This window comes from Kitasatospora sp. NPDC004745, from assembly GCF_042873275.1.
In the GTDB taxonomy this organism is placed as follows: domain Bacteria; phylum Actinomycetota; class Actinomycetes; order Streptomycetales; family Streptomycetaceae; genus Kitasatospora.
On sequence record NZ_JBIALK010000019.1, the window covers coordinates 62,615 to 86,574 of the forward strand.

21 protein-coding genes are annotated in these 23,960 nt (G+C 74.1%); 9 read left to right on the top strand and 12 right to left on the bottom strand.

Translation table 11 applies throughout. From position 1 onward, the window contains the following. Positions 1–73 precede the first annotated feature (73 nt). Complete coding sequence (gene dapE, locus ACFYUY_RS27010; protein ID WP_360213803.1) at positions 74–1,150, bottom strand: succinyl-diaminopimelate desuccinylase; 1,077 nt, start codon at positions 1,148–1,150, stop codon at positions 74–76. Between the two features lie 174 nt (positions 1,151–1,324). On the opposite strand from dapE, the gene ACFYUY_RS27015 reads away from it, so the two are divergent. Further along, positions 1,325–2,380: a hypothetical protein gene (locus ACFYUY_RS27015; RefSeq protein WP_360213801.1), complete on the top strand. Its 1,056-nt coding sequence runs from the start codon at positions 1,325–1,327 to the stop codon at positions 2,378–2,380. A 279-nt stretch (positions 2,381–2,659) separates the two neighbouring features. Then, complete coding sequence (locus ACFYUY_RS27020) at positions 2,660–3,427, top strand: hypothetical protein (RefSeq protein ID WP_360213909.1); 768 nt, start codon at positions 2,660–2,662, stop codon at positions 3,425–3,427. Between the two features lie 75 nt (positions 3,428–3,502). On the opposite strand, the gene dapC is transcribed toward ACFYUY_RS27020, so the two are convergent. Together dapC and fdxA are read right to left on the bottom strand one after the other, a co-directional pair. Next, entirely contained in the window at positions 3,503–4,651 is a 1,149-nt protein-coding gene (gene dapC / locus ACFYUY_RS27025) for a succinyldiaminopimelate transaminase (protein WP_387904418.1), read from the bottom strand. Positions 4,652–4,671: 20 nt separating this feature from the next. After that, positions 4,672–4,998, bottom strand: coding sequence for a ferredoxin (gene fdxA / locus ACFYUY_RS27030; RefSeq protein WP_030061559.1), 327 nt, complete (start codon positions 4,996–4,998; stop codon positions 4,672–4,674). A 134-nt stretch (positions 4,999–5,132) separates the two neighbouring features. Between fdxA and ACFYUY_RS27035 the strand changes: the two genes are divergently transcribed. Continuing rightward, positions 5,133–6,164, top strand: coding sequence for a GNAT family N-acetyltransferase (locus tag ACFYUY_RS27035; RefSeq protein ID WP_360213797.1), 1,032 nt, complete (start codon positions 5,133–5,135; stop codon positions 6,162–6,164). 67 nt (positions 6,165–6,231) lie between these two features. Continuing rightward, positions 6,232–7,104 carry a transglutaminase-like domain-containing protein gene (locus ACFYUY_RS27040; protein WP_360213795.1) on the top strand — a complete coding sequence of 291 codons (873 nt, stop codon included), beginning with the start codon at positions 6,232–6,234 and terminating at the stop codon, positions 7,102–7,104. 22 nt (positions 7,105–7,126) lie between these two features. Here ACFYUY_RS27040 and ACFYUY_RS27045 read toward each other — a convergent pair whose 3' ends face one another. From ACFYUY_RS27045 to ACFYUY_RS27065, 5 genes are all read right to left on the bottom strand, one after another. Further along, positions 7,127–7,756: a response regulator transcription factor gene (locus ACFYUY_RS27045; RefSeq protein WP_360213793.1), complete on the bottom strand. Its 630-nt coding sequence runs from the start codon at positions 7,754–7,756 to the stop codon at positions 7,127–7,129. 55 nt (positions 7,757–7,811) lie between these two features. Beyond that, positions 7,812–9,068, bottom strand: coding sequence for a sensor histidine kinase (locus ACFYUY_RS27050; RefSeq protein WP_387904421.1), 1,257 nt, complete (start codon positions 9,066–9,068; stop codon positions 7,812–7,814). An 8-nt stretch (positions 9,069–9,076) separates the two neighbouring features. Beyond that, a complete protein-coding gene (locus ACFYUY_RS27055) occupies positions 9,077–9,799 on the bottom strand; it encodes an ABC transporter permease (RefSeq protein WP_387904423.1) in 723 nt (240 codons plus the stop codon). Next, the gene (locus ACFYUY_RS27060; RefSeq protein ID WP_387904426.1) at positions 9,796–10,758 is read right to left on the bottom strand and encodes an ABC transporter ATP-binding protein; all 963 of its coding nucleotides are present in this window, start codon (positions 10,756–10,758) and stop codon (positions 9,796–9,798) included. The genes ACFYUY_RS27055 and ACFYUY_RS27060 overlap by 4 nt, the downstream gene beginning before the upstream one ends. 324 nt (positions 10,759–11,082) lie before the next feature. Beyond that, a complete protein-coding gene (locus ACFYUY_RS27065) occupies positions 11,083–13,236 on the bottom strand; it encodes a prolyl oligopeptidase family serine peptidase (protein ID WP_387904429.1) in 2,154 nt (717 codons plus the stop codon). A 315-nt stretch (positions 13,237–13,551) separates the two neighbouring features. Here ACFYUY_RS27065 and ACFYUY_RS27070 point away from each other — a divergent pair, with 315 nt between their 5' ends. The 5 genes from ACFYUY_RS27070 to ACFYUY_RS27090 all read left to right on the top strand — a co-directional run bounded on the left by ACFYUY_RS27070 (position 13,552) and on the right by ACFYUY_RS27090 (position 19,741). Next, the gene (locus ACFYUY_RS27070; RefSeq protein ID WP_360213783.1) at positions 13,552–13,746 is read left to right on the top strand and encodes a DUF2304 domain-containing protein; all 195 of its coding nucleotides are present in this window, start codon (positions 13,552–13,554) and stop codon (positions 13,744–13,746) included. A gap of 48 nt (positions 13,747–13,794) precedes the next feature. After that, complete coding sequence (mshB, locus tag ACFYUY_RS27075; protein WP_387904433.1) at positions 13,795–14,715, top strand: N-acetyl-1-D-myo-inositol-2-amino-2-deoxy-alpha-D-glucopyranoside deacetylase; 921 nt, start codon at positions 13,795–13,797, stop codon at positions 14,713–14,715. Continuing rightward, complete coding sequence (locus ACFYUY_RS27080) at positions 14,712–15,173, top strand: DUF6113 family protein (protein ID WP_360213779.1); 462 nt, start codon at positions 14,712–14,714, stop codon at positions 15,171–15,173. The genes mshB and ACFYUY_RS27080 overlap by 4 nt, the downstream gene beginning before the upstream one ends. 238 nt (positions 15,174–15,411) lie before the next feature. Then, entirely contained in the window at positions 15,412–17,772 is a 2,361-nt protein-coding gene (locus ACFYUY_RS27085) for a peptidoglycan binding domain-containing protein (RefSeq protein ID WP_387904436.1), read from the top strand. Between the two features lie 256 nt (positions 17,773–18,028). Beyond that, positions 18,029–19,741 (top strand): ABC transporter family substrate-binding protein, encoded by a 1,713-nt coding sequence (locus ACFYUY_RS27090; RefSeq protein WP_387904438.1) that lies wholly within the window; start codon positions 18,029–18,031, stop codon positions 19,739–19,741. Positions 19,742–19,834: 93 nt separating this feature from the next. Here ACFYUY_RS27090 and ACFYUY_RS27095 read toward each other — a convergent pair whose 3' ends face one another. The 4 genes from ACFYUY_RS27095 to ACFYUY_RS27110 form a co-directional block, all read right to left on the bottom strand. Beyond that, complete coding sequence (locus ACFYUY_RS27095) at positions 19,835–20,854, bottom strand: dipeptide ABC transporter ATP-binding protein (RefSeq protein ID WP_360210800.1); 1,020 nt, start codon at positions 20,852–20,854, stop codon at positions 19,835–19,837. Beyond that, positions 20,847–21,896 (bottom strand): ABC transporter ATP-binding protein, encoded by a 1,050-nt coding sequence (locus ACFYUY_RS27100; protein WP_387904533.1) that lies wholly within the window; start codon positions 21,894–21,896, stop codon positions 20,847–20,849. Before ACFYUY_RS27100 ends, ACFYUY_RS27095 begins: the two co-directional genes overlap by 8 nt. A 63-nt stretch (positions 21,897–21,959) precedes the next feature. After that, positions 21,960–22,916 (bottom strand): ABC transporter permease, encoded by a 957-nt coding sequence (locus ACFYUY_RS27105; protein ID WP_360210802.1) that lies wholly within the window; start codon positions 22,914–22,916, stop codon positions 21,960–21,962. After that, the gene (locus ACFYUY_RS27110) at positions 22,909–23,853 is read right to left on the bottom strand and encodes an ABC transporter permease (RefSeq protein WP_360210804.1); all 945 of its coding nucleotides are present in this window, start codon (positions 23,851–23,853) and stop codon (positions 22,909–22,911) included. The genes ACFYUY_RS27105 and ACFYUY_RS27110 overlap by 8 nt, the downstream gene beginning before the upstream one ends. Positions 23,854–23,960 lie beyond the last annotated feature (107 nt).

The window sequence follows — 23,960 nt, forward strand, 5'->3', positions numbered from 1 at the left end:
CGGTTGGACGACCGGAAGATGGCGTCCGACCGATGAGCGGCCGGTCCGACCAGCCGCTCGTCGGTCCGTCCGTTCAGCTGGTCAGCCAGGCCCGCAGCCGGTCCTCGACCTCGGCGATGGCGCTCAGCGAGCAGTGCTCCTCCCGCTTGTGCGCGAGGTTCGGGTCGCCGGGGCCGTAGTTCACCGCCGGGACGCCGAGCGCACTGAACCGGGCGACGTCCGTCCAGCCGAACTTGGCCCGGGCCTGGCCGCCGGTGGCCGCCAGGAAGGCCCGCGCGGCGGGCTGGGACAGCCCGGGCAGGGCGCCCGGGGCGAAGTCGGTCACGGTCAGCTCGAAGCCGTCGAAGACCTCGCGCACGTGCTTCTCCGCGTCCGCCTCGCTGCGGTCCGGCGCGTAGCGGAAGTTGACCGTCACCACGCACTCGTCCGGGATGACGTTGCCGGCCACGCCGCCGTCGATCCGCACCGCGTTCAGGCCCTCGCGGTACTCCAGGCCGTCGATCTCCACCCGGCGGGGCCGGTACTGCGCGAGCCGGGTGAGCACCTCGGCGGCGTGGTGGATGGCGTTGTCGCCGAGCCAGCTGCGGGCCGCGTGGGCGCGCACCCCGGTGAGCCGGACCTGCGCCCGCAGCGTGCCCTGGCAGCCGCCCTCGACGACCGCGCCGCTGGGCTCCATCAGCACCGCGAAGTCGGCCGCCAGCCAGTCCGGGTGCTCCTTGGCGAGGTGGCCCAGGCCGTTGCGGTGGGCCTCCACCTCCTCGCAGTCGTAGAACACGTAGGTCAGGTCGCGGTTGGGGTCGGTCAGGGTCGCGGCGAGGCGCAGCTGGACGGCCACGCCGGACTTCATGTCCGAGGTGCCGCAGCCGTAGAGCAGGTCGCCCTCGACGTACGAGGGCACGTTGTCGGCGATCGGCACGGTGTCCAGGTGGCCGGCGAGCAGGACGCGCTCCGACCGGCCGAGGGTGGTGCGGGCCACCACGTTGTTGCCGTACCGGTCCACGGTGAGGTGCGGGTGGCCGCGCAGGGCGGCCTCCACGGCGTCGGCGAGCGCCTGCTCGTCGCCGCTCACCGACGGGAAGTCGACGAGCCGGGCGGTCAGCGCACCGCCGTCGAGGGTGAGGTCCAGGGGGATCGGGTTCGAGCTGCTCATGCCGCCAGCCTAGGCCGTACCGCGCGGCGGCCCCGTGCCCGTCCGTGGCCGTCCGTGGTCGTTCCGTGGTGGTTCCGTGACGCGCAACCGGGGCGGAACGGCAACCGGGGGCGCCGCACACCCGTCCGAGTGGGTACGGTGTCGGATCAAGGTGCAGGCGCGAGAGGGGCGACGGTGGCCAGGAAGAGGAGCAGCGAGGAGCCGGGCGACGAGGCGGCGCCCGCCCGCCGCGGGCCGCTGCGCGCGCTGCTGTTGGTGATCGTCGGACTGCTCGGCCTGGCGCTGGTCGCGGGCCTGGCCGTGGTCGGCATCTGGTGGTTCGGCTTCAAGCCGGGCGAGTCCGAGGGCTGCACGGTGAAGACCGCGGCCGGCAGCGGCACCCTGGAGCTGCCGCAGGCCGCCAACGCCGCGACGATCGCCGCGGTGTCGCGCTCGCGCGGGCTGCCGGACCGGGCCACCGCGATCTCGCTGGCGACCGCCATGCAGGAGTCCAAGCTGCGCAACCTCGCGGGCGGCGACCGGGACTCGATCGGCCTGTTCCAGCAGCGGCCGTCGATGGGCTGGGGCACCCCGGCGCAGATCGCGGACCCGGTGTACGCGACCAACAAGTTCCTGGACGGCCTGGTGAAGGTCCCCGGCTACACCCGGCTGCCGCTGACCGACGCCGCGCAGGCGGTGCAGAAGAGCGGCTACCCGCAGGCGTACGCCAAGCACGAGACCAAGGCGACCCTGCTCACCTCGGCGCTGGCCGGCCGGGAGCCCGCGTCGTTCTCCTGCATCGTGCACGACTACACCAAGCCCGACCCGGAGGACTCCGCCTCCCCCACGGCGGGCGCCTCCGCCACCCCGGCCGCGGCGCCGGACCGGGCCCAGGTGCTGTCCGACCGGGTGCGCCGGGAGTTCGGCCGCACCGTCACCCCGGCCACCGGCTACACCTCGACCATCAAGGGCGCCGAGAACGCCGTCTCGCTGACGCCGGACCCGGCCACCGCCGCGCTGACCTCCTCGGCGGACGCCGTGACGGACGGCGGGGTGAGCGCCGAGCGGGCGAGCGGCTGGGAGGTCGCCCACTGGGCGGTGGCCCAGGCCCAGCAGCTGGGCGTGGCGACGGTCGCCTACGACGGGAAGATCTGGCGCAAGAGCAAGTCGGCGGACGGCTGGCAGCCGCAGACCTCCGGGACGTCGACCAAGCTCGTTCAGGTCACCCTCGCCGCGCCGGACAAGGGTTGACGCACTGACGTACGGGTTGCCGCCGGACGGGTGAAGTTGGTCAACCCCGGTGGACCGGCTCCGCCCCCGGCGGGCCCCGGTGGAGAACCGTCACTCCCCTTACCCCGCGCCGGGTCCACGGCCCCGCGGGGGCTCCGCCAGGCCCGACCCGCGCAGTCCTACGATCCGATGGTCAGCCAGAAACTTTCCTCACCCGGGCCGAAACCTTCCGGCTCCTCGAGCGGTAACACCGTCGTCCGCCCGGCGGACGGGACGGACCCAGACCCTTCGAGGAGCCCCATGTCTCACCCCCTCACGCGCCGGATCGCCCAGGCCGCGCTGCTCGTGGCGGCCGGCGCGACCCCGCTGGTCGCGGCCGGCTCCGCGTCCGCCCTGGGCGGCGACGCCCTGCTGCCCAAGAGCGACCTCGCCGCCCCGCTGGGCCAGCTGACCAACACCGACACCGGTTCCACGCTCCAGCACACCACCCACCAGCTGGGCCAGGCCGCGGGCACCACCGGCGCCGCCACCGTCGCCGCGGGCGTACCGGCCTCCGCCGACGCGGCCGGCAACATCGTCGCCCACCAGCTCCCCGAGGCGAACGAGAAGGCCAGCTCGCTGACCGCCCCGGTCGACCAGACCGCGGCCACCACCGGCCAGCTGTCCGCCGTCACCCCGAAGGTCGCCTCCGCACTGGCCGGCAAGCTCGGCGAGGCCGTCACCGGCAAGGGTGCGGGCACCCGCAGCGCCGCCGCCAGCCCGGTCGGCGGGCTCGCCCAGTCCGGCTCCGTCGCCCAGGGCCTGCCCGGCGCCGGCCAGCTCACCCAGGCCGTCCCGAGCACCAACGCCGTCACCGACGCGCTGCCGCTCGGCTCCGTCGAGCGCGCGCTGCCCGCCCTGCCCGCCACGGACGTCCTGGGGCTGGCCGAGCACGGCTCGGCGAACCGCCTGGGCGGCGCCGACCTCGGCCCGAACAACCCGCTCTCCGGCCTCACCAACGCCCTCGGCCCGGTCGGCGGCCTGCTCGGCGGCGTCAACGGCGGCAGCATCAGCGGCCTGCCGCTGTAGTCCGTCCCCCCGCACCGCGGGGGAAGCGCAGAGGGGGCCGGTGTCGGATCGACACCGGCCCCCTCCCGCGTCGGATCAGCGCGCCGCGTCCAGGCGCGCCACCGCGGCGGTGACCCGCTCGTCGGTCGCGGTGAACGCGACCCGGACGAAGCGCTCACCGGCCGGCCCGTAGAAGTCACCGGGCGCCACCAGGATGCCCAGCGCGGCCAGTTCGGCCACCGTCTCCCAGCACGGGCGGTCCTGCGTCGCCCACAGGTAGAGGCTCGCCTCCGAGTGCTCGATCCGGAAGCCGTAGGCCTCCAGTGCCGTCCGCAGCGCCGAGCGCCGGGCCGCGTACCGCTCGCGCTGCTCGGCCACGTGCGCGTCGTCCGCCAGCGCCGCGACGGTCGCCGCCTGGACGGGGGCGGGCACGATCATGCCGCCGTGCTTGCGCACCTCCAGCAGCTCCCTGACCACCACCGGGTCGCCCGCCACGAAGGAGGCGCGGTAGCCGGCCAGGTTGGAGCGCTTGGAGAGCGAGTGGACGGCCAGCAGGCCCTCGTGGTCCGCGCCGCAGACGTCCGGGCGCAGCACCGAGACCGGGTCGGCGGACCAGCCCAGCTCCAGGTAGCACTCGTCGCTGACCAGCAGCGCCCGGTGCTCCCGGGCCCACTCCACCGTGCGGCGCAGCTCGTCCGCGGACAGCACCCGGCCGGTCGGGTTGGACGGCGAGTTCACCCAGATCAGGCGTACCCGGGAGCCGTCCAGCTCGTCCACCGAGTCGTACTCGACGGGCTCCGCGCCGCACAGCCGCGCGCCGACCTCGTAGGTCGGGTAGGCCAGCCGCGGGTAGGCGACCTGGTCGCCGGGGCCGAGGCCGAGCTGGGTCGGCAGCCAGGCCACCAGCTCCTTGGAGCCGACGGTCGGCAGGACGGCCTGCGGGCCGATCTCGGCGCCGCAGCGGCGGTGCAGCCAGCCGGCGATCGCCTCGCGCAGCTCCACCGGGCCCCAGACCGTCGGGTAGCCGGGCGTGTCCGTGGCGGCGGCCAGTGCCTTCTGGACCACCTCGGGGACCGGGTCCACCGGGGTGCCCACGGAGAAGTCGCAGAGGCCGTCCGGGTGGGCCAGGGCGGTCGCCTTGTACGGCTCCAGCTTGTCCCAGGGGAAGACCGGGAGGAGGTCTGAAACGCGGCGCGCCGCCCCCGGGTGGCCCGGGAACGGCGCGCGCGTGCTGTTGGTGCTCACAGCTCAGTTGCCACCGATCGTCAGTGGTCGGCGTTCTGCGGCGGCAGAGCGGCGATGAACGGGTGGTCTCGCTCGATCAGGCCCAGCTTCGAGGCGCCACCGGGCGAACCCAGGTCGTCGAAGAACTCGACGTTCGCCTTGTAGTAGTCCTTCCACTCCTCGGGAGTGTCGTCCTCGTAGAAGATCGCCTCGACCGGGCAGACCGGCTCGCAAGCGCCACAGTCGACACACTCATCCGGGTGGATGTAGAGCGATCGCTCGCCCTCGTAGATGCAGTCAACCGGGCACTCTTCGATGCACGCCTTGTCCTTCACGTCGACACAAGGCTGCGCGATGACGTAGGTCACGCTGTCGTTCCTCCTCGGAAGAGCCGCCGTGGCGGCCCGTTCTGTTCTGCTCGCGTGCGCGGTGAGCGCGGCGTCGTCGATGCCCGCCCCTAGTATCGCGGGTCGGAGACGGCAAATGCACAGGAGGTGCCCAGATGACGGCAGGCGGCCCGGTCCAGGACCGTCCGGAGGTCCGGATAGACCGCTCTGACGTGGGACGACGCGTGTCCGTCCGGCGCCTCTCGGAGTTCGTCGACGGCCGCCCGGTGTTCCGGGATTCGATCGGCGTGCTCACATCGTGGGACGATCATGGACTGACGGTCGTTCCGCGCACCGGCGAGCCGGTCGCCTTCGCCGAGAAACTGCTGGTCGCGGGCAAGGTCGTGCCCCTCTTCCCGGCCCGCCGCGCCCCGCTGCCCGCCGCCGGCCCCATCGAACTCCAGCGGACCGCCGCGCGCGGCTGGCCCGCCGTCGAACAGGAGCCGCTCGGCGAGTGGACGCTGCGCGCCTCGGCCGGGTTCACCCGCAGGGCCAACTCCGTCCAGGCCCTCGGCGACCCGGGGCTGCCCACCGCGGACGCGCTCGCGGCCGTCCGCGACTGGTACGCGGCGCGCGGGCTGCCCGCCCACGTCGAGGTGGTCGAACCCGGCGCACCGCAGGACCTGCGCGCCGAACTCGACCGGCTGGGCGCCGGGCACGCGCCCACCCTGGTCCGCACCGTCCCGCTGGCCGGCCTCGCCCGGGCCGGGTCCGGGCACGACCGGGTGCGGCTCTCCCGGACCGCCGACGCGGCGTGGCTCTCGCTGTACCGGCGGGTGACCGGGGACCAGGCCCTGGAGGAGGCCGCGTCGCGGGTGCTGCACGGCGGCCCGTCGGTCTGGTTCGCCACCGTGCCCGGCGCCCCCGGGCAGCCGCCGCTGGCGATCGGGCGCTGCGTCGTCGACGGACCCTGGGCGGGCTTCGGCGCGGTCGAGGTCGCGCCCCGCGCCCGGCGGGCCGGGCTGGCCACGGCCGTGATGGCGGTGCTCGCCTCCCGGGCCGCGGAGGAGGGGGCCGCCGGCGGGTACCTGCAGGTCGAGGCCGACAACACCGGGGCGATCGCGCTCTATGACGGACTCGGCTTCACGACCAGTCACACTTACCACTACACCCTGCTCCCCGAGGGCCGGCACCACCCGTCCGAGTAGCCCGCGCCGTTCGACCCGCCCGTCCGTCCGCTTGCCCGCCCGCCGTACGAAAGCCGTCGCCGTCACCGTGACCGAGCAGAGCAGAGACCGCTTCCGGACCGTCGCCCGCTCCGAGCACCCCGACCCGGTGCTGCTCTGCCTGTTGGCCGCGGCCGAACACGGCCCGGTCCTCGACCCGGACGACCCCGGCGAACCGCCGAGCGTGGACGCCCTGCTCGCCGCCTGCGAGGCCGCGCTCGACCGGCACGCGAGCGCCGTCCGGCTCGCCGTCGCCCAGCGCGCCCCCACCGGGCCCGAGGAGACCGCCGCCCTGCTCGCCGCCGTCCTCGGCGGGCGGGAGCGGTTCCACGGACGGCAGTCCGACTACCGGCGGCTGGAGTCCTCCCTGCTGCCCGACGTGCTGCGGCGGCGGCGCGGACTGCCGATCATGCTGTCGCTGGTGTGGACGGCGGTCGGGCGGCGGGCCGGGCTCGCCGTCCACGGCATCGCCCTGCCCGGCCACTTCATCGTCGCCGTCGGCTCCCCCGGCGGCGGCGAGGAGTACGTGCTCGCCGACCCCTTCCACGGCGGGCGGCTGCTCGATCCCGACGACGCCGAACGGCTGGTCGCCGCCGCCGGGCAGGACTTCAGCCCCGCCCTGCTCACCCCGGCCCAGCCGCTCGACATCGTGCTGCGGGTGCTCGGCAACATCCGCGCCTGGGCCGCCGACCGCCCCGAACACGCCCGCACCCAGCTCTGGGCCACCGAACTCGCCCTGCTGCTGCCCCGCCACCCCGCCCAACTGCGCCTCGAACGCGCCGAACTGCTGGTGCGGACCGGCGACTTCCTCGGCGGCTCGGCCGAGATGGACGCCTACGCGCAGATCCTGGACGCCTTCGACCCGGACACCGCCGTCAAGGTCCGCCAGGAGGCCCGGGCGGCCCGCCACCGGCTCAACTGACGCGGCCGGCCGGGGCCGGGCCCTACAGCCAGCCCTTCTCGCGGGCGATCCGGACCGCCTCGGTGCGGTTGCGGGCCGCGGTCTTCTGGATCGCCATCGAGAGGTAGTTGCGGACCGTCCCCTCCGACAGGTGCAGCCGCTGCGCGATGTCCGCGTTCACCGCACCGTCCGCGGCCGCGCCCAGCACGTCGCGCTCCCGTGCGGTCAACGGGTTCGCCCCCTCGGCGAGCGCGGCCGCGGCCAGCACCGGATCGATCACCCGCTCCCCGCGCAGCACCCGGCGGATCGCCTCCGCCAGCTCCGAGGCCGGCGCGTCCTTCACCAGGAAGGCGTCCGCGCCCGACTCCATCGCCCGCCGCAGGTACCCGGGCCGGCCGAAGGTCGTCGCGATCACCACCCGCGTCCCCGGCGCCGCCCGGCGCAGCTCGGCGGCCGCCTCGATGCCCGTCAGCCCCGGCATCTCGATGTCCAGCACGGCGACCTGCACGTCGTTCGCCAGCGCCGCCGCCACCACCTCGTCCCCGCGGCCGACCTGCGCGACGACGTCGATGTCCCCCTCGAGGCCGAGCAGGGCCGCCAGCGCCTCCCGGACCATCCCCTGGTCCTCGGCCAGCAGCACCCGGATCGGGGCCCCGTTCTGAATGTCACTCATGCCCCGACCTTAGGGCTTGCGCGGCCCCGCCCGTAGGGGCGGTTCCGGGCCCGCGCTACGCCCTCTCGGAGGCCTCGGGGACGACGGCGACGGTGCGCAGCGGCACCGAGGCCCGCAGCCGGAACCCCCTGCCGCGCGGCCCCGGGCCGGTCCGCAGACGGCCGCCGACCAGGGCCAGCCGCTCCTCCAGCCCGGAGAGCCCGTTCCCGGCCTGGGACTTGCCCGGTCCGCGCCCGTCGTCGGCGATCTCCAGGACGGCGTAGCGCTCGCCGCCGCCCTCCCAGCTCTCGTCGGCGGTGACGGTGCAGACGGTGGCGCCCTCGCCGTGCCGGACGATGTTGGTGACGGCCTCTCGCAGCGCCCAGGCCAGCGCGCCGGCCTCCTCGTCGGCCAGCCCGGGCCAGGCGTCGACGAGCTCCGGCGCGGCCTCCAGCCGGACCTGCGCGGCGGCCAGCGCCGTGCGCGCGGCGGCGAGTTCGACCGGCATGGTGGGGCGGCGGAAGCCGGTGACCGCCTCCCGGACGTCGATCAGCGACTGCCGGGCGACCTGCTCGATGTCGGCGACCTGCGTCCGCGCCGCCTCGTCCTTGCCGGCGTCCAGGAAGCGCCCGGCCAGCTCGCTCTTCAGCGTGATCAGCGACAGCGAGTGCCCGAGGAGGTCGTGCAGGTCGCGGGCCAGGCGCAGCCGTTCCTCGGAGGCGGCCAGGTGCGCGACCGCGGCCCGCGCCTCGCGCAGCTCCTTCATGGTGGCGACCAGCCGCTGCAGGCCGGTCATCGCGGCGCCGGAGAGGAAGGCGCTGAGGGTGAAGGTCGAGACGTTGTCGACGCCCGCGTGGATCAGCAGTCCGACCACGGCGGTGAGGCCGGCCATGCCGCCGAGCGCGGGCAGCGCGTAGCGCGGCGGGGTGACGATCGCGACGCACACCGAGGCGTAGATGAAGAGGGTGAGGAACGCTCCGCCGAGCACGAAGGAGGAGGCGGTCGCGAGCGCCACCATGACCGCGACGATCGCCCGGCAGGCCCGCGGCCGCATCCCGGCCGTCGAGCGGAAGATCACCAGCAGGACGTAGCCCGCCACGAAGAACGCCAGGCAGCCCCAGCCGAGCACCTTGCCAGCCGGGCCGTGGCCGCCGTGCAGCAGGTCGCCCACCGGGTAGGCGAGGTAGATCATCCACAGCAGCATCCAGGCGACCTTGACCAGCAGCTGCCGGCGGGTCTCGACCGGAGAGCCGGGGACGTTCATGAACGACGCGCGCGCCGGGCCCGCGTCCTGGGTCTCGTCGGACGGGTGGGCCTGGCGCGTGTCGTTCATGGCGGTCATCATGCCTGTCGGGTGTCGCGGCGGTACAGGGCCGCCGCGGCCGCGACGAACACCGCGAGGAAGGCGAGCAGCCCGGCGACCGCGGCGGTGTCCAGGGAGTGCCCGGGCTGGGTGAAGGTGGCCAGCTTGTTGTACAGGTAGACCGGGTTGAACCGGGCGAACCTCTCCAGCGAGCCGCTCACCGGGAACCACGTCCCGCCGAACAGCGCCATCACCATGTAGGTGATCATCACGATGGTCTGCACCGAGTCCGGCGCCGCGGCGTACCCGAGCGCCACCCCGAGCGCCGCGAACACGAAGCTGCCCAGCCACAGCGCGGCCGCCAGGCCGACCCACTGCGCCGCGCCCAGCGACACGCCCTGGCTCGCGCCGACCGCGAAGACCACCAGGATCGCCGGCAGCGTGGTCACCGAGCTCGCCGCGATCTTGCCGAGGGTGTACGCCCGGCCGGGCAGCGCGGTCAGCCGCAGCTGGCGCACCCAGCCGCTCTTGCGCTCCAGCGAGATCCGCTGCGCGCTGCCGGTCAGCACCGCCCCGACGGCGCCGAAGGTGGCCATCGAGACCATGAAGTAGGTCTTCACCGGCAGGCCGCCGGCCTGCGCGGTGGAGCCGTAGGCGTGGATGAAGAAGGAGTACATCAGCGCCGGGTAGGCGATCGTGAAGAGCAGGTAGCGCCGGTTGCGGAGGGTCCGCAGGATCTCCAGCCGGATCAGGGTGGTCATCGCGCGTTCTCCTTCGCGGCCTCGTGCTGGTCCTGCTCGCCGGTGATGGTCAGGAAGGCCTGTTCCAGGCCGAGGCCGGTGACCTCCAGCCCGCGCGGGTACAGGCCCGCCCGGTAGAGCCCGGCGACGCTGGCGTCGGCGTCCGCGGTCCGGATCCGGACCGTCCGCACCCCCGGGACCCGGGCGGTGACGTCCAGCGACCGGACGCCCGGCAGGGTGCGCAGCACGCCCTCGTCGAAGCGGGCGGCGGCCTCCGTCAGGTCCGCGTCGTGGAGCTCGAAGGCGATCCGGCGGGCCCCGGCGCGCGCCTTGATCTCGGCGGAGCTGCCGTCGGCGATCAGCCGGCCGCGGTGCAGCACGAGGACGCGGTCGGCGATCGAGTCCGCCTCCTCCAGGTAGTGGGTGGCGAACAGCACCGTGCGCCCGGCGTCGGCCTGCGCCCGCATGCTCGCCCAGAACGCCTGCCGGACGGTCACGTCCATGCCGGTGGTGGGTTCGTCCAGGACGATCAGGTCGTTGTCCCCGGCGATCGCGAGGGCGAAGCGGACCCGCTGCTCCTGGCCGCCGGACAGCTTGTCGACCCGCCGTTCCGCGATGTCCGCGATCCCGGCGTCGGTCAGCACCTCGGTGACCGACCGGCCGCGCGGGTGGACGTCACAGGCGAGCCGGACCAGCTCTCGGACCTTGACGTCGGCCATCAGCCCGCCGCTCTGCAGCATCGCGCCGACCCGGCCGGCCGTGACGGCCTCCCGCGGCGTGCCGCCGAACAGCGTGACGCTGCCCTGGTCGGGCTCGCGCAGGCCGAGCAGCAGGTCCAGGCTGCTGGACTTGCCGGCGCCGTTCGGGCCGAGCAGGGCGACGGTCTCGCCCGCCCTCAGCACGAGGTCGAGGTCGTCCACGGCGCGTACCCGGCCGTAGCTCTTCCCGACGCCGCGGAAGGCTGCCACCTCGGTGCCCATCGCCCGGCTCCTCTCCCCTGGTGGTGTCACTGTCGTTCGCACCGCTTCAGAGTCCCGCGCGGGCGGGGGTGGTCGGCAGTGTGCGCCGTCCCGGCTTCGACATGACGGATGTCATGCCGGTGGCCGGCACCCCGGGCGGGGTGCCGGCCACCGTTGCGCCGTTCGGCGGCCCCCTGTCGGTACCGGGGGCTAGCGTGTGGTCACGTCGAGGCCGGACTGGTCGCCCGTCCGGGCACACGCGGCCAGGGGGGAGCGGCAGGGCCCCGCGGCACCGTACGCGAAGGGCCCCGGCGCCCTGTTCCGACCCCGCTCCCCCTCATCCGCTCACAGCCCCAGCGAGCGCTTCACGAAGTCGACCTGGAGCAGCAGCAGGTTCTCCGCGACCTCCTCCTGCGGCGTCATGTGGGTGACGCCGGACAGCGGCAGCACGGTGTGCGGGCGGCCGGCCGCGAGCAGTGCGGAGGAGAGCCGCAGGGTGTGCGCGGCCACCACGTTGTCGTCCGCCAGACCGTGGATGATCATCAGCGGCCGCTCCAGCGCGGCGGCGTACCCGGTGAGCGAGTTGGCGGCGTACACCTCGGGCCGCTCGGCGGGGTGGCCGAGGTAGCGCTCGGTGTAGTGGGTGTCGTACAGCTCCCAGTCGGTCACGGGCGCGCCGGCGACGGCCGCGTGGAAGACGTCCGGGCGGCGCAGCACGGCGAGCGCGGAGAGGTAGCCGCCGTAGGACCAGCCGCGGATCGCGACCCGTCCGAGGTCCAGCGGGAACTCCCCGGCGAGCGAATGGAGCGCGTCCACCTGGTCGTCCAGGGTGGCTCCGGCGAAGTCGAAGGCGATCGACTTCTCCCAGGCCGGGCCGCGCCCGGGGGTGCCGCGCCCGTCGGCGACGACCACGGCGAAGCCCTGGTCGGCGAACCACTGCGAGTTGAGGTGCGGGTTGTGCGCCTGGACGACGCGCTGGCCGTGCGGGCCGCCGTACGGGTCCATCAGGACGGGCAGCAGGCCGTCCCGCTCACGGTCGTAGCCGGTGGGCAGGAAGACGGCGGCCGGGATGCGGCGCTCGCCCGCGAAGCGGAAGACCGGGCGGGCGGTGATGACCGGGGTCTCGGCGTACGAGGCGATGACGGCGACCTCGTCGACGACCACGCCCTCGGGCAGGTCCCGGGCGACGGTGACCAGGCTGCCGGGCAGGTCGGGCTCGGCGGTGGCGCGCACGGTGATCCCGCCGGCGTGCACGGCGCTGGTGACGGAGGTGAACGGCCGGCCGTTGGAGGACTCCCAGCCGAGCCGCTTGCCGTCGTGGCTGATCCGGCCGACGGCGATCCAGCCGGGCTCCGGGTCGGTCTCCGCGGCGCCGCCGGAGGCGGTGAAGAACACCTCGTCGTCGGTGACCGCGACGACCGACCGCAGGTGCAGGTCGGCCCCGGTGACGGTCTCCTCGCCGATCACCAGCGCACGGGCCTCACCGACGTCGGTGATCCGGACCAGCTTGCCGTCCGGCGTCCAGGCCGGGACGCCCGGGAACAGCTCCAGCCAGGCTTCGTCGCGCTCCTCCAGCAGCACCTCGGTGGCACCGGTGGCCGGGTCCAGGCCGAGCAGCAGCTGGCTGCGCTGGTCACGGGCCTGGACGAGCAGCAGCGGCGCGCCGCCCGCGGACCAGTGCACCCGGGCCAGGTACGGGAAGGCCGCGCGGTCCCAGCGCACCTCGGTGCGGTCGCCGTCCAGGTCGACCAGCCAGAGGCCGACCTCGGCGTCGGCGGTGCCGGCGGCCGGGTAGGCGACCTCGGCGGGCTCGCGCTCGGGGTTGGCCGGGTCGGCGATCCACCAGCGGCGCACCCGGGAGTCGTCGGCGCGCTCGACCAGCAGCCGGTCGCCGTCCGGGGACCACCAGAAGCCGCGGTCGCGGTCCATCTCCTCCTGGGCGATGAACTCGGCCTGGCCCCAGGTGACGTTCGGGCCGTCCGGCTCGGCGAGCACCCGGTCGCCGGTGCCGTCGGTGCGGGTGATCCGCAGTTCGCCGGCGGTGTTGGCGTAGGCGACGTGGACGCCGTCCGGGGAGACCCGCGGGTCCAGCAGCGGGCCGGCGGCGGGCAGTTCGGCGGTGTCGCCGGTGGTCAGGTCGGCGGTGAACAGCCGGCCGGAGAGCGCGAAGGCGGCCAGCCGGCCGGCCGCGTCCAGCGCGTACCCGACGATGCCGGCCGATCCCTCGCGGCTGCGCTCGCGGCGGGCCTTCTCGGCGGGCGAGAGGTCCTCCTCGCCGCCGCCGAGCAGCGCGGCCGGGTCGGCGGCGATCCGCTCCTCGCCGGTGCCGGTGTCGAGGCTCCAGAGCAGGTTGGCCCGGTCGCCGCCGGCGCGGGAGCGCAGGAAGACGACCCGCGAGCCGTCGGGTGCGACGGAGAAGGAGCGGGGCGCGCCGACGGTGTAGCGCAGGGTGCGCGCGTACTGCCGGGGGAAGGTGTCCGCAGGGGTGTGGGTGGTCATGGCACCAGACCCTACGACGGCGGACTCCCGCCCGCCGGAAGCCCGGTGATCACTCGTTCGGAGCATCCTCGCCGAGGACGCCCCGGAGGGCCCCGCACCCCCTCCGACCGGCCCGTGCGCCCCACCGGTGCCACCGTGCCCCGGCGCGCGGGGACTCACTGAATGTAATGCTCCCCTTACCCATCGGGTAAGACTGGCTCAGGCGAGTGATCGTCGGGCCCCGTCCCGGGCCCCGGTCACCCGACCGCAAGTCCCGCACGGTCCCACCGCCGCCCTCCCCGGGGGCGGCGCACCCGAGAAGGGGTGTGAGCCGACATGGCTTTGTCCGTCTCCGCAGCCATGCTGATGCTGGTCATCGTGGTGGTGCTGATCCGCCGCTCCGGGCTGAAGCTCGCGCACGCGATCGTCTGCGCGCTGCTCGGCTTCTACCTGGCGTCCAGCTCGATCGCGCCGTCGATCAGCCAGTTCACCAGCAACCTCGCCGGGATGATCAACGGCCTGAAGCTCTGACCCCCGCCCGGCCCGACCCGCGACCGGCCGGTCGTTAGGCTTCCTCCCATGACCGCGACTACCGGCCGCCGCCTGCTCCTGGTGCACGCCCACCCCGACGACGAGTCGATCGGCAACGGCGCCACCATGGCCCGGTACGCCGCCGAGGGCGCCCACGTCACCCTGGTGACCTGCACCCTCGGCGAGGGCGGCGAGGTGATCCCCCCCGAGCTGGCCCACCTGACGGCCGATCGGGACGACACCCTCGGCACGTACCGGATCGGCGAGCTCACCGAGGCGATGCGCGCCCTCGGCGTCACCGACTTCCGCTTCCTCGGCGGCCCGGGGCGCTACCGCGACTCCGGGATGATGGGCGTGCCCGACAACGACGTGCCCGGCTGCTTCTGGCAGGCCGACGTGGACGAGGCGGCCGGCCACCTCGTCGCGGTGATCCGCGAGGTCCGGCCGCAGGTGCTGGTCACCTACGACGAGGACGGCGGCTACGGGCACCCGGACCACGTCCAGGCGCACCGGGTCGCGATGCGCGGGTACGAGCTGGCGGCCGACCCGGCCCACCGCCCGGAGCTCGGCCCGGCCTGGCGGATCGCCAAGGTGTACTGGAACCGGATGCCCCGCTCGGTGATCGAGGCCGGGCTCGCCGAGACGGCCGCCCGGGCGCCGTTCCCCGGCGTGGCCGCCCCGGCCGACGTCCCGGGGGTGGTGGCCGACGAGCTGGTCACCACCGTCCTGGACGGCACCGCGCACGCCGGGCGCAAGGCGGCCGCGATGGCCGCCCACGCCACCCAGATCACCGTGGCCGGCCCCTTCTTCGCGCTCTCCAACGACCTCGGCCAGCCGCTGGTCGCCACCGAGTACTACCAGCTGGTGCGCGGCCAGGCCGGCCCCGGCCGACCCGAGGACGACCTGTTCGCGGGCCTGGCGCCCGACCCCGAGCCGCTGCACACCACCGCCGAGGAGAGCACCCGATGACCGAGCCCGCCACCGCCCGGGCGCCGCGCCGCTCGATCCCGGCGATCGTCCTCGGCACCCGCGACGAGCGGCTGGCCGAGCCTCAGCCCCCGCGCGCCGCCCGCATCGCGGCCTACCTGCTGTTCTTCCTGCTGGGCATCGCGGTGTCGGTCTGCGGATCCTTTGTGCAGGCCTTGTGGCCGCCCGTGGGAGTCCTGTTGGCACTCGCCGCGACCGGCGCCACCTTCTACGCGGGCCTGCGGGTCACCGGCACCCGGCTCGGCGCCGCGATGCCCGCGGCCGGCTGGTTCCTGGCGATGCTGCTGCTGATCGTGCCCCGGCCGGAGGGCGACAACGTGCTGTGGTCCAACGCCACCTCGCTGGCCTGGCTGTTCGCCGGCTCCGTCCTCGGCGTGATCTGCGCCACCCTGCCCACCCGCACGAGCTGGTTCCCGGGCGTGCCGGCGCCACCGCGCTGACCCCGCCCACGGGGCGCGAACGGGGCTGCGCACGACGCGCAGTCAGGACCACACGGCCGTACTCTCATAACGGAGGAACCGGACGTATCAGGATCTGTCCGAAGCCGTTCGCCGCTCAGTTCTTCCCAGTATGGTGGTCCCGCAGAACGCCGTACCCGACCGCCGCCCGCCCAGGCCCGGCGACCACGAACCGCGGTCGCGCCGCACGGCCCGCCCGCGAACCCGGAGCAGAGCAGCATTGAGCAGCCGCGAATCTGACAACGCCCACCCGACGCCGCGGCGTACGGGGCCGGACGCCTACCCGTCGGGCACCCCGCCCTACGGCACACCGGGGCTCCCCGGCGGCGACCGGGCCGCGGCCGCCCAGGGCGCCGCGTCGGGCGCCGAGGACGACGGCCCCAAGACCGAGACCACGCTGACCACCCGGGTCCGGATCAACATCCCGGGCTCGCGCCCGATCCCGCCGGTCGTGGTCCGCAGCACCGTCAAGAACGAGGACGGCGGCTCCGGCGAGGACGCCCCGGCGGCCGCCGAGCCGGGCGGCCCGCGGCACCGTTCCGCGCCCGCCTCCCCCGTCCTCGGGGTGATGGAGGGTGACACCCGCACGGCCACCCCGCCGAACCTGCCGCCGGAGTGGCAGATCCCGCCGATCCCGCCGGCGACCTCCGAGTCCGAGTCCACCGGTGCCTGGTTCCGGCCGCGGCAGAAGAAGGCCGGCGAGCCGGCCCCGGCCGCCGTCGCCGCCGGCGCCCCGGGCACCGCGGAGGCCCCGGCCGCGCCCGCCGGCGCCGAGCCGCGCGCCAAGGCCGCCCCGGCCGCCGCCGCCCGGCCGGGCGGCTCCCGCCCCGCGGCCGCCCAGGGCGCGGCCCGCCCGAACGGCCGTCCGGTGCCCGCGCAGGCGTCGAACCCGGCCGGTCCGCAGGCCCCCGCGGAGGAGCCCGGCGTCTACGAGGCCGCCGCCCCCGTCGCCGACCCGTTCGCCCCGGCGGCACCCGAGGCCGGTGCCCGCGGCCAGCGCGGCGCCCGCCCGCAGAACGGCGCGCAGCCCAACGGCGCGCGGCCGAACGGCACCCAGCCCAACGGCGCGCGGCCCAACGGCGCCCCTCGGGGCGGCCGACCGGCCGGCGGCCCGCAGCAGGGCCCGCGCCCCGGCGCCCACCCGCAGGGCCCGGCGGCCGGCGAGGCCAACCCGGAGGACACCTCGGTCGACGGCTTCCGGCCGGTCCGCGAGAACACCCCGCCGCCCGGCGCCATATCCGGCCTGCCGCAGAACGGCGCCGCGCACGGCGGCGAGACCCGCCCGCAGCCCGGCCTGTTCGCCTCGGCCCCGGCCGGCGCCGACCCGTTCGCCACCAAGCGCCCGGGCCAGGACGCCTTCGCCCCGCAGCACCCCGGCCAGGACGCCTTCGCCGCCCCGGCCCCCGGCGGACTCTTCCCGGGAGCGCCCGGCGCGGCCCCGGGCCGCCCGCAGCAGGCCGGCCAGGACCCGGAGGCCACCGAGTTCACCCCGCTGCCGACTCCCGGCCCGCGCCCCGACGGCGCCCAGCCGCACCCGGCCCAGGGCAGGCCCGCGCCGGACGGTCCGGCGGCGGCCAAGCCGGCGCCGCAGCCGGCGAAGGCCGAGCCCGCCAAGGGCAAGCGCGGCGGTTCCGGCAAGAAGCTCGTCAAGCTGGCCGTCTACGGCGTCGGCGGGGTGCTGTTCCTCGGCGCCGCCGCGTACGGCACCGGCCTGATGCTCAACCAGTCCGACATCCCCAAGGGGACCGTCGTGCTCGGCACCGACATCGGCGGCAGCAGCCGCGACCAGGCCATCCACCAGCTCGACGAGACCGTCGGCAAGGCCGGTCAGCAGCCGCTCAAGCTGAAGGTCGGCGACCAGGTGCTGGACCTCGACCCGACCGTGGCCGGGCTCGCCTTCGACACCACCGGCACCGTGGACGGCCTCGCCCAGCACAGCTACAACCCGGTGGACGTCATCAAGTCCCTCCAGGGCGGCACCAAGGCCGTCGCCCCGGAGGTCAAGGTCGACCGGGCCAAGCTGAAGGCCGCCCTGGACACCCTGGCCGCCGGCTCGGGCTCCGGGCTGCAGGAGGGCTACGTCAAGTTCGCCGACAACGGCGACCCGGTCGTCGTGCCCGGCCGGGCCGGCCAGGCCGTGGACTCGGCGAGCGCCCTCGACGTGGTCGAGCAGGCCTACCGCGACCGCGCGGCCGGCAAGCCCGACCAGCCGGTCGCCCTCGCGGTGACGGCCGCCCAGCCCAAGACCTCCGCGCAGGCGCTGCAGGCCGCCGCCGACAGCCTCGGCAAGTCCGCGGTCAACGGCAACATCCACGTCCTGGTCGGCGTCAAGAAGTGGGACTTCGGGCCGAAGAGCGCCGCCAAGGCGCTGACGCTCGTCCCGGACGCCTCCGGCAAGATCGTGCCCAAGTGGGACCTCGACGCGCTGAAGGCCCAGCTGGACGGCGTGTTCGACAAGGTGAAGGTCAAGAAGAACGGCCAGACCGCCGTGCTCACCCCGCAGGACGTCGCGGACGCCCTCACCCCGCTGCTCGAGAAGAGCGGCGACAAGGACCGCACCTTCAAGTTCACCGCCGCCTGACGCCGAGCGGCACCCGTCCAGGGGCGGGGGGGGGGGGCCCGCCCCCCGCGGGGGGGGCGCCCTCTCCCCGTTCCCCGCCGCTCCTCCCACCCCACCCGCCCCCGCCCCCCCCCCGCCCCCCGGCCCCCCCCCCCCGCGGGGGGGCCCGCCCCCCCCCCCCGGGGCGGCCCCCCCCCCCGCCCCTCGACAACTCCACCTCCCGGTCAGCAAGATGTGACGCCACACCTTCCGCCACAGCCACCTCGGGAGCACGCCGATGAGCCGCCGCCTCCACCACCGGACGGCCGTACTCGCCGGTCTCACCGCCCTCTCCCTCTCGCTGGCGCTCTGTTCGTGCGCGTCCGGTCAGGGCGGCGGCTCCGCCGACGGGCTGCCGGCCGCCGGCACCCCCAAGCTGACCTCGATCGACGTCAACCCGCGTGACCGCGCCCAGCTGCGTCAGGGCGGCACCCTCAACCTGGCGATCGCGCAGTTCTCCCGGCAGTGGTCGCCGATCCACGCCGACGGCAGCGAGTCCTCGACGATCAGCGTCACCAAGCCCCTGCTGCCGACCTTCTTCCGCTCCGACGCGGCCGGCACCCAGACCGTCAACCCGGCCTACCTGCAGGACGCCCACGCGGAGCAGCGGGACGGCCGGCAGGTGGTCGTCTGGACGCTCAACCCGAAGGCCCACTGGTCCGACGGCACCCCGATCACGTGGCGCGACATCGAGGCCAACTGGCGCGCCCTGAACGGGAAGGACCCGGCCTACAAGTCGTCCAGCAGCACCGGCTTCGAGCTGGTCTCCTCGGTCGAGCGCGGCAAGGACGACTTCCAGGCCGTGATGACCTTCGACCGCCCGTTCTCCGAGTGGCAGTCGATGTTCAACGGCGCCGCCAACGCGCCGCTGCTGCCGGCGAGCCGGGTCGCCACCCCGGACCAGTTCAACTCCGCCTACCTGGACGCGATCCCGGTCACCGCCGGCCCGTTCAAGGTGGAGCAGCTGGACCGCGCCGCGCAGACCGTCACCCTGGTCGCCGACCCGGGCTGGTGGGGCGACAAGCCGGTGCTGGACCGGATCGTGTTCCACGCGATGCTGCCCAACGCCATGGCCGCCGCCTTCGCCAAGGGCGAGATCGACCTCTTCAACAACGGCCCCGACGTGGCCGGTTACCAGACGATCAGGAACACCAAGGGCGCCGCGGTGCGCCGGGCCGGCGGGCCGGACTTCCGCCAGTTCACGCTGAACGCCCGTACCCCGGCGCTCAGCGACGCGACCGTCCGCCAGGCCGTCTTCCAGGCGATCAACCGGGACGCCGTCATCCGCGCCGACCTCAACGGTCTGGACTGGCCCGCCGTCCCGCTCAACAACCACCTGCTGGTCGCCAACCAGAACGCGTACCGGGACAACTCCCTCGGCCTCAGCCGCTACGACCCCGCCGAGGCCGCCCGCAAGCTGGACGCGGCCGGCTGGAAGCTCGACGGCGACGTGCGGAAGAAGGACGGCCGCGAGCTGAACCTGCGGATGGTCATCCCGGCCGGCGTCACCCAGGCCCAGAACGAGGCCGCCACCACCACCAGGATGCTCAAGGACGTCGGCGTCAAGGTCACCACGGTGACCGCCGCCGCCAACGAGTTCTTCGACCGGTACGTCAACCGCGACGACTTCGACATCACCGCCTACTCGCTGCTCGGCACGCCCTTCCCCGCCAGCGGCAACCGCGCCAACTTCGTCCAGAACGGCGGCACCAACCACGTCGGCGCCGGCAGCCAGGCGGTGGACGCCGCCCTCGACCGGGCCGCCGCGGCACCGGACGCCGCCACCGCGTCCGAGGCGATCAACCAGGCCGACGGCGAACTGTGGAAGGTGGCCGGCGTGCTCCCGCTCTACCAGCGCCCGCAGCTGTACGGCGCCCGCGCCAACCTCGCCAACATCGGCGCGCAGGGGCTGTCCGACATCGCCTGGGAGAACGTCGGCTTCGAGCGCTGAGCCCGGCCGGGGCGGCCGACGCGCACACCGCCGAACCGGCCGGGCCCCGGGTGCCGTTCGCCCCCGGAGCCCGGCCGCTCGCGCGGGCCGGCGTCAGCCCGTCCCGATCACGTCCCGGACCTCGGCGAAGTGGCAGGCCGCCTGGTGCGCGGCCGGGCCCTCCAGCAGCGCGGGCACCGCGAGCAGCGGGACCTCGGTGGAGCAGCGCTCCTCCGCCTTCCAGCAGCGGGTGCGGAAGCGGCAGCCCGACGGCGGGTTGGCCGGTGAGGGCAGGTCGCCGCTGAGCAGGATGCGCTCGCGCTGTTCCCGCCCGGTCGGGTCGGGCACCGGGACGGCCGACAGCAGGGCCTGGGTGTAGGGGTGCGTCGGGTAGGAGTAGATCTCCTCCTCCGTACCGATCTCGACCATCGTGCCGAGGTACATCACGCCGACCCGGTCGGAGATGTGCCGGACGATCGAGAGGTCGTGCGCGATGAACATGTAGGAGAGCCCGAAGTCGCCCTGCAGCTGCTCCAGCAGGTTGATCACCTGTGCCTGGACGGAGACGTCCAGGGCGGAGACCGGCTCGTCACAGATGATCAGCTCCGGCTTGAGCGCGAGGCCGCGGGCGATGCCGATGCGCTGGCGCTGGCCGCCGGAGAACTGGTGCGGGTACCGGTTGATGTACTCCGGGTTCAGCCCGACCACGTCCAGCAGGTCCTGGACGGCCTTGCGGCGGTCCCCCTTGGGCGCCACCTCGGGGTGGATCTCGAAGGGCTCCCCGATGATGTCGCCGACCGTCATCCGCGGGTTCAGCGAGGTGTACGGGTCCTGGAACACCATCTGGATGTTCCGCCGCACCGCCTTCAGCCCGGCCCCGGACAGCCGGGTGATGTCCTCGCCCTTGAAGAGCACCCGGCCGGCCGTGGCCCGCTCCAGGTTCATCAGCACCTTGGCCAGCGTGGACTTCCCGCAGCCGGACTCGCCGACGATGCCCAGCGTCTCGCCCTTCACCAGGTCGAAGCTGACCCCGTCGACCGCCTTCACCGCGCCGACCTGCCGCTTGAAGAGGATGCCCTGGGTCAGCGGGTAGTGCTTGACCAGGTCCCGGACCTCCAGGATCGGCTCAGCCATGGAGGGTCTCCTTCCAGAAGTGGCAGGCGCTGCGGCGGCCCGGCAGGTCGGCCCCGTCGGCGTCCAGCACCGGGACCAGCGCCGGGAGTTCGGTCAGGCAGCGGTCCCGCGCCCGGTCGCAGCGCGGGTTGAACGCGCAGCCCTGCGGGATCCGCAGCAGGCTCGGCGGCAGGCCCTTGATCGCGTAGAGGTCCTGCCCCTTCTGGTCCAGCCGCGGGATCGAGGTGAGCAGGCCGCGGGTGTACGGGTGGGCGGGCCGGGCGTAGAGCTCGCGCACCGGGGCGGTCTCGACGATCCGGCCCGCGTACATCACGGCGATCTTGTCCGCGACGTCGGCGACCACGCCGAGGTCGTGGGTGATCAGGATCAGCCCCATGTGGAACTCGTTCTGCAGCTCGGCGAGCAGGTCCATCACCTGGGCCTGGACGGTGACGTCCAGGGCGGTGGTGGGCTCGTCCGCGATGATCAGGTCGGGCTCCATGGAGAGCGCCATGGCGATCATGATGCGCTGGCGCATGCCGCCGGAGAACTGGTGCGGGAAGTCGCCGACGCGCTGCCTGGCGGCGGGGATGCGCACCCGCTCCATCAGCTCGACGGCCTTCTCCTTCGCCTCCTTGCGGGTGGCCCCCTGGTGCACCCGGAACATCTCGCCGAGCTGGTAGCCCACGCTGAGCACCGGGTTGAGCGAGGAGAGCGCGTCCTGGAAGATCATCGCGATCTTCCGGCCGCGCACCGCCCGCCGGGCCTTGGCGCCCATGGTCAGCAGGTCCTGACCGCGGAAGAGGATCCGGCCCGCCGTGATCCGCCCCGGCGGCATGTCGAGGATGCCCATGATCGCCTGCGCGGTCACCGACTTGCCCGAGCCGGACTCCCCCAGCACCGCCAGGGTCTCGCCGGCCGACACCGAGTAGCTCACCCCGTTGACGGCCTTGGCGACGCCGTCCCGGGTGTGGAACTCGATGTGCAGGTCGTCGACCTCCAGCAGCGGCGTGCCGGGCACCAGGTGCTCCCGTCCGCCGCCGATCACCTGGACCGCGTCCATCCGCGGCCCGCCGTCCCTGCTCCCGGACGGCTTCGTCAGGTCAGCCATGGTTCGCGGCCCTCCTCAGCGCAGTTTGGGGTCGAGGGCGTCGCGGACCGCGTCGCCGAGCATGATGAACGCCAGCACGGTGATGCTCAGCACGGCCGCCGGGAAGAGCAGCACGTGCGGGGCGTTCAGGAAGCGGGACTGGGCGTCGCTGATCATCAGGCCCCAGGAGATCGCCGGGGACTGGATGCCGATGCCCAGGTAGGACAGCGCCGCCTCGGCGCCGATGTAGACGCCGAGGTTGATGGTGGAGACCACGATCACCGGGGCCACCGCGTTCGGCAGGATGTGCCGGGTGACGATCCGCCGGGTGCCGGCCCCCAGCGCGCGGGCCGCGACGACGTAGTCGTTGTGCTTGTTGGAGATCACCGCCGAGCGCATCAGCCGGTAGATCTGCGGCCAGCCGAGCACCGCCATCACCGCCGAGACCGTCCAGGCGTTGCCCTTCTGCCAGGTCGACATGATGAGCATGCCGCCGAGCAGCAGCGGGATCGCGAAGAAGATCTCGGTGACCCGGGAGAGCAGGCTGTCCCAGAAGCCGGCCAGCCAGCCCGCCAGCAGACCGAGGGTCCCGCCGACCAGGACCACCAGCGAGGTGGTCAGGAGGCCGACGATGATCGAGTTGCGGGCGCCCCAGACCGTCCGGGTGTAGATGTCGCAGCCCTGGACGTCGAAGCCGAACCAGTGGTCGGCGCTGGGGCGCTTCAACGAGGAGGAGAGCTCGCAGAAGCCGGCCGAGTTCGGGTCCTGGTCGGTGAACAGCTGCGGGGCGACGGCCAGCGCCACCATGAACAGCACCAGCAGGCCGCCGATGATGAAGAGCGGGTTGCGCCGCAGGTCGTACCAGGCGTCGGTCCAGAGGCTGGCCACCCGCTCCTTGCCGGCCGCGGCCGGGGCGGCCGGGGCCGCGACGTCCCCGCCGGCCTGCGCGGGGATCGACACCTTCACGTCCTCGTGCTTCGTCGGCTCACTCATAGCGGATCCTCGGGTCAAGAACGGCGTAGAGCAGGTCGACCACCAGGTTGGTGAACAGGTAGACCATCACCAGGGCGCTCACCACGCCCACCACGATGGTCCGTTCGCGCAGGTAGACGGACTGGAACAGCTGGTGGCCGATCCCGGGGATGTTGAAGATGCCCTCGGTGATCACCGCCCCGCCCATCAGTCCGCCCAGGTCCATGCCGAGGAAGGTGATGATCGGGATCAGCGCGTTCCGGAGCCCGTGCCGCACCACCACCCGCACCGGACTCAGGCCCTTGGCCACCGCGGTGCGGACGTAGTCGGCCCGCATCACCTCGATCAGGCTGGTCCGGGTGAGCCTGGCGATGTACGCGAGCGAGGTGGACGCCAGCACGTAGGCCGGCACCAGGTACGAGCGGAACCCGGCGTCCTCGTTGAAGGAGACCGGGAAGAAGTCGATGCCGTAGTCGCGGTTGAGCTTCACCCCGAGCAGCAGCTGGAGCACGAAGCCGATCACGAAGGTCGGGATGGAGATGACCATCAGGGTCGAGATCAGCACCAGGTTGTCGATGAAGCGCCCGCGCCGCAGCGCGGCGACCACGCCGGCCACGATGCCGATGACCATCTCCACGCCCAGCGCGGTCAGCGCCAGGTTGATCGTGTACGGGAAGGCCCGCGTCATCACGTCGACCACCGCGTTGCCGCGGTAGTCCTCACCGAAGTCGCCCTTGAACAGCCCGATCAGGTAGTGCCAGTACTGGACGAAGAACGGGTCGTCCAGGTGGTACCGGTCGCGCAGGATCGCCACCACGGTGGGGTCCGCGCGCTTCTCACCGGCCAGCGCTTGGATGGGGTCGCCAGGCAGCAGGAAGACCAGTGCGTAGATCAGGAACGTCGCGCCGAGGATCACGGGTAGGGCCTGGATGACCCGGCGGACCACATAGCGGCCCATGCGGCCTCCTCACGGTTGGGGGCACGCCACTGACGGGCGGTGCGGGGGTTTCCCGCACCGCCCATCGGTGGTGCCGGTCGTGGGCTCCTCCCGCCCGCCGGGGGCGG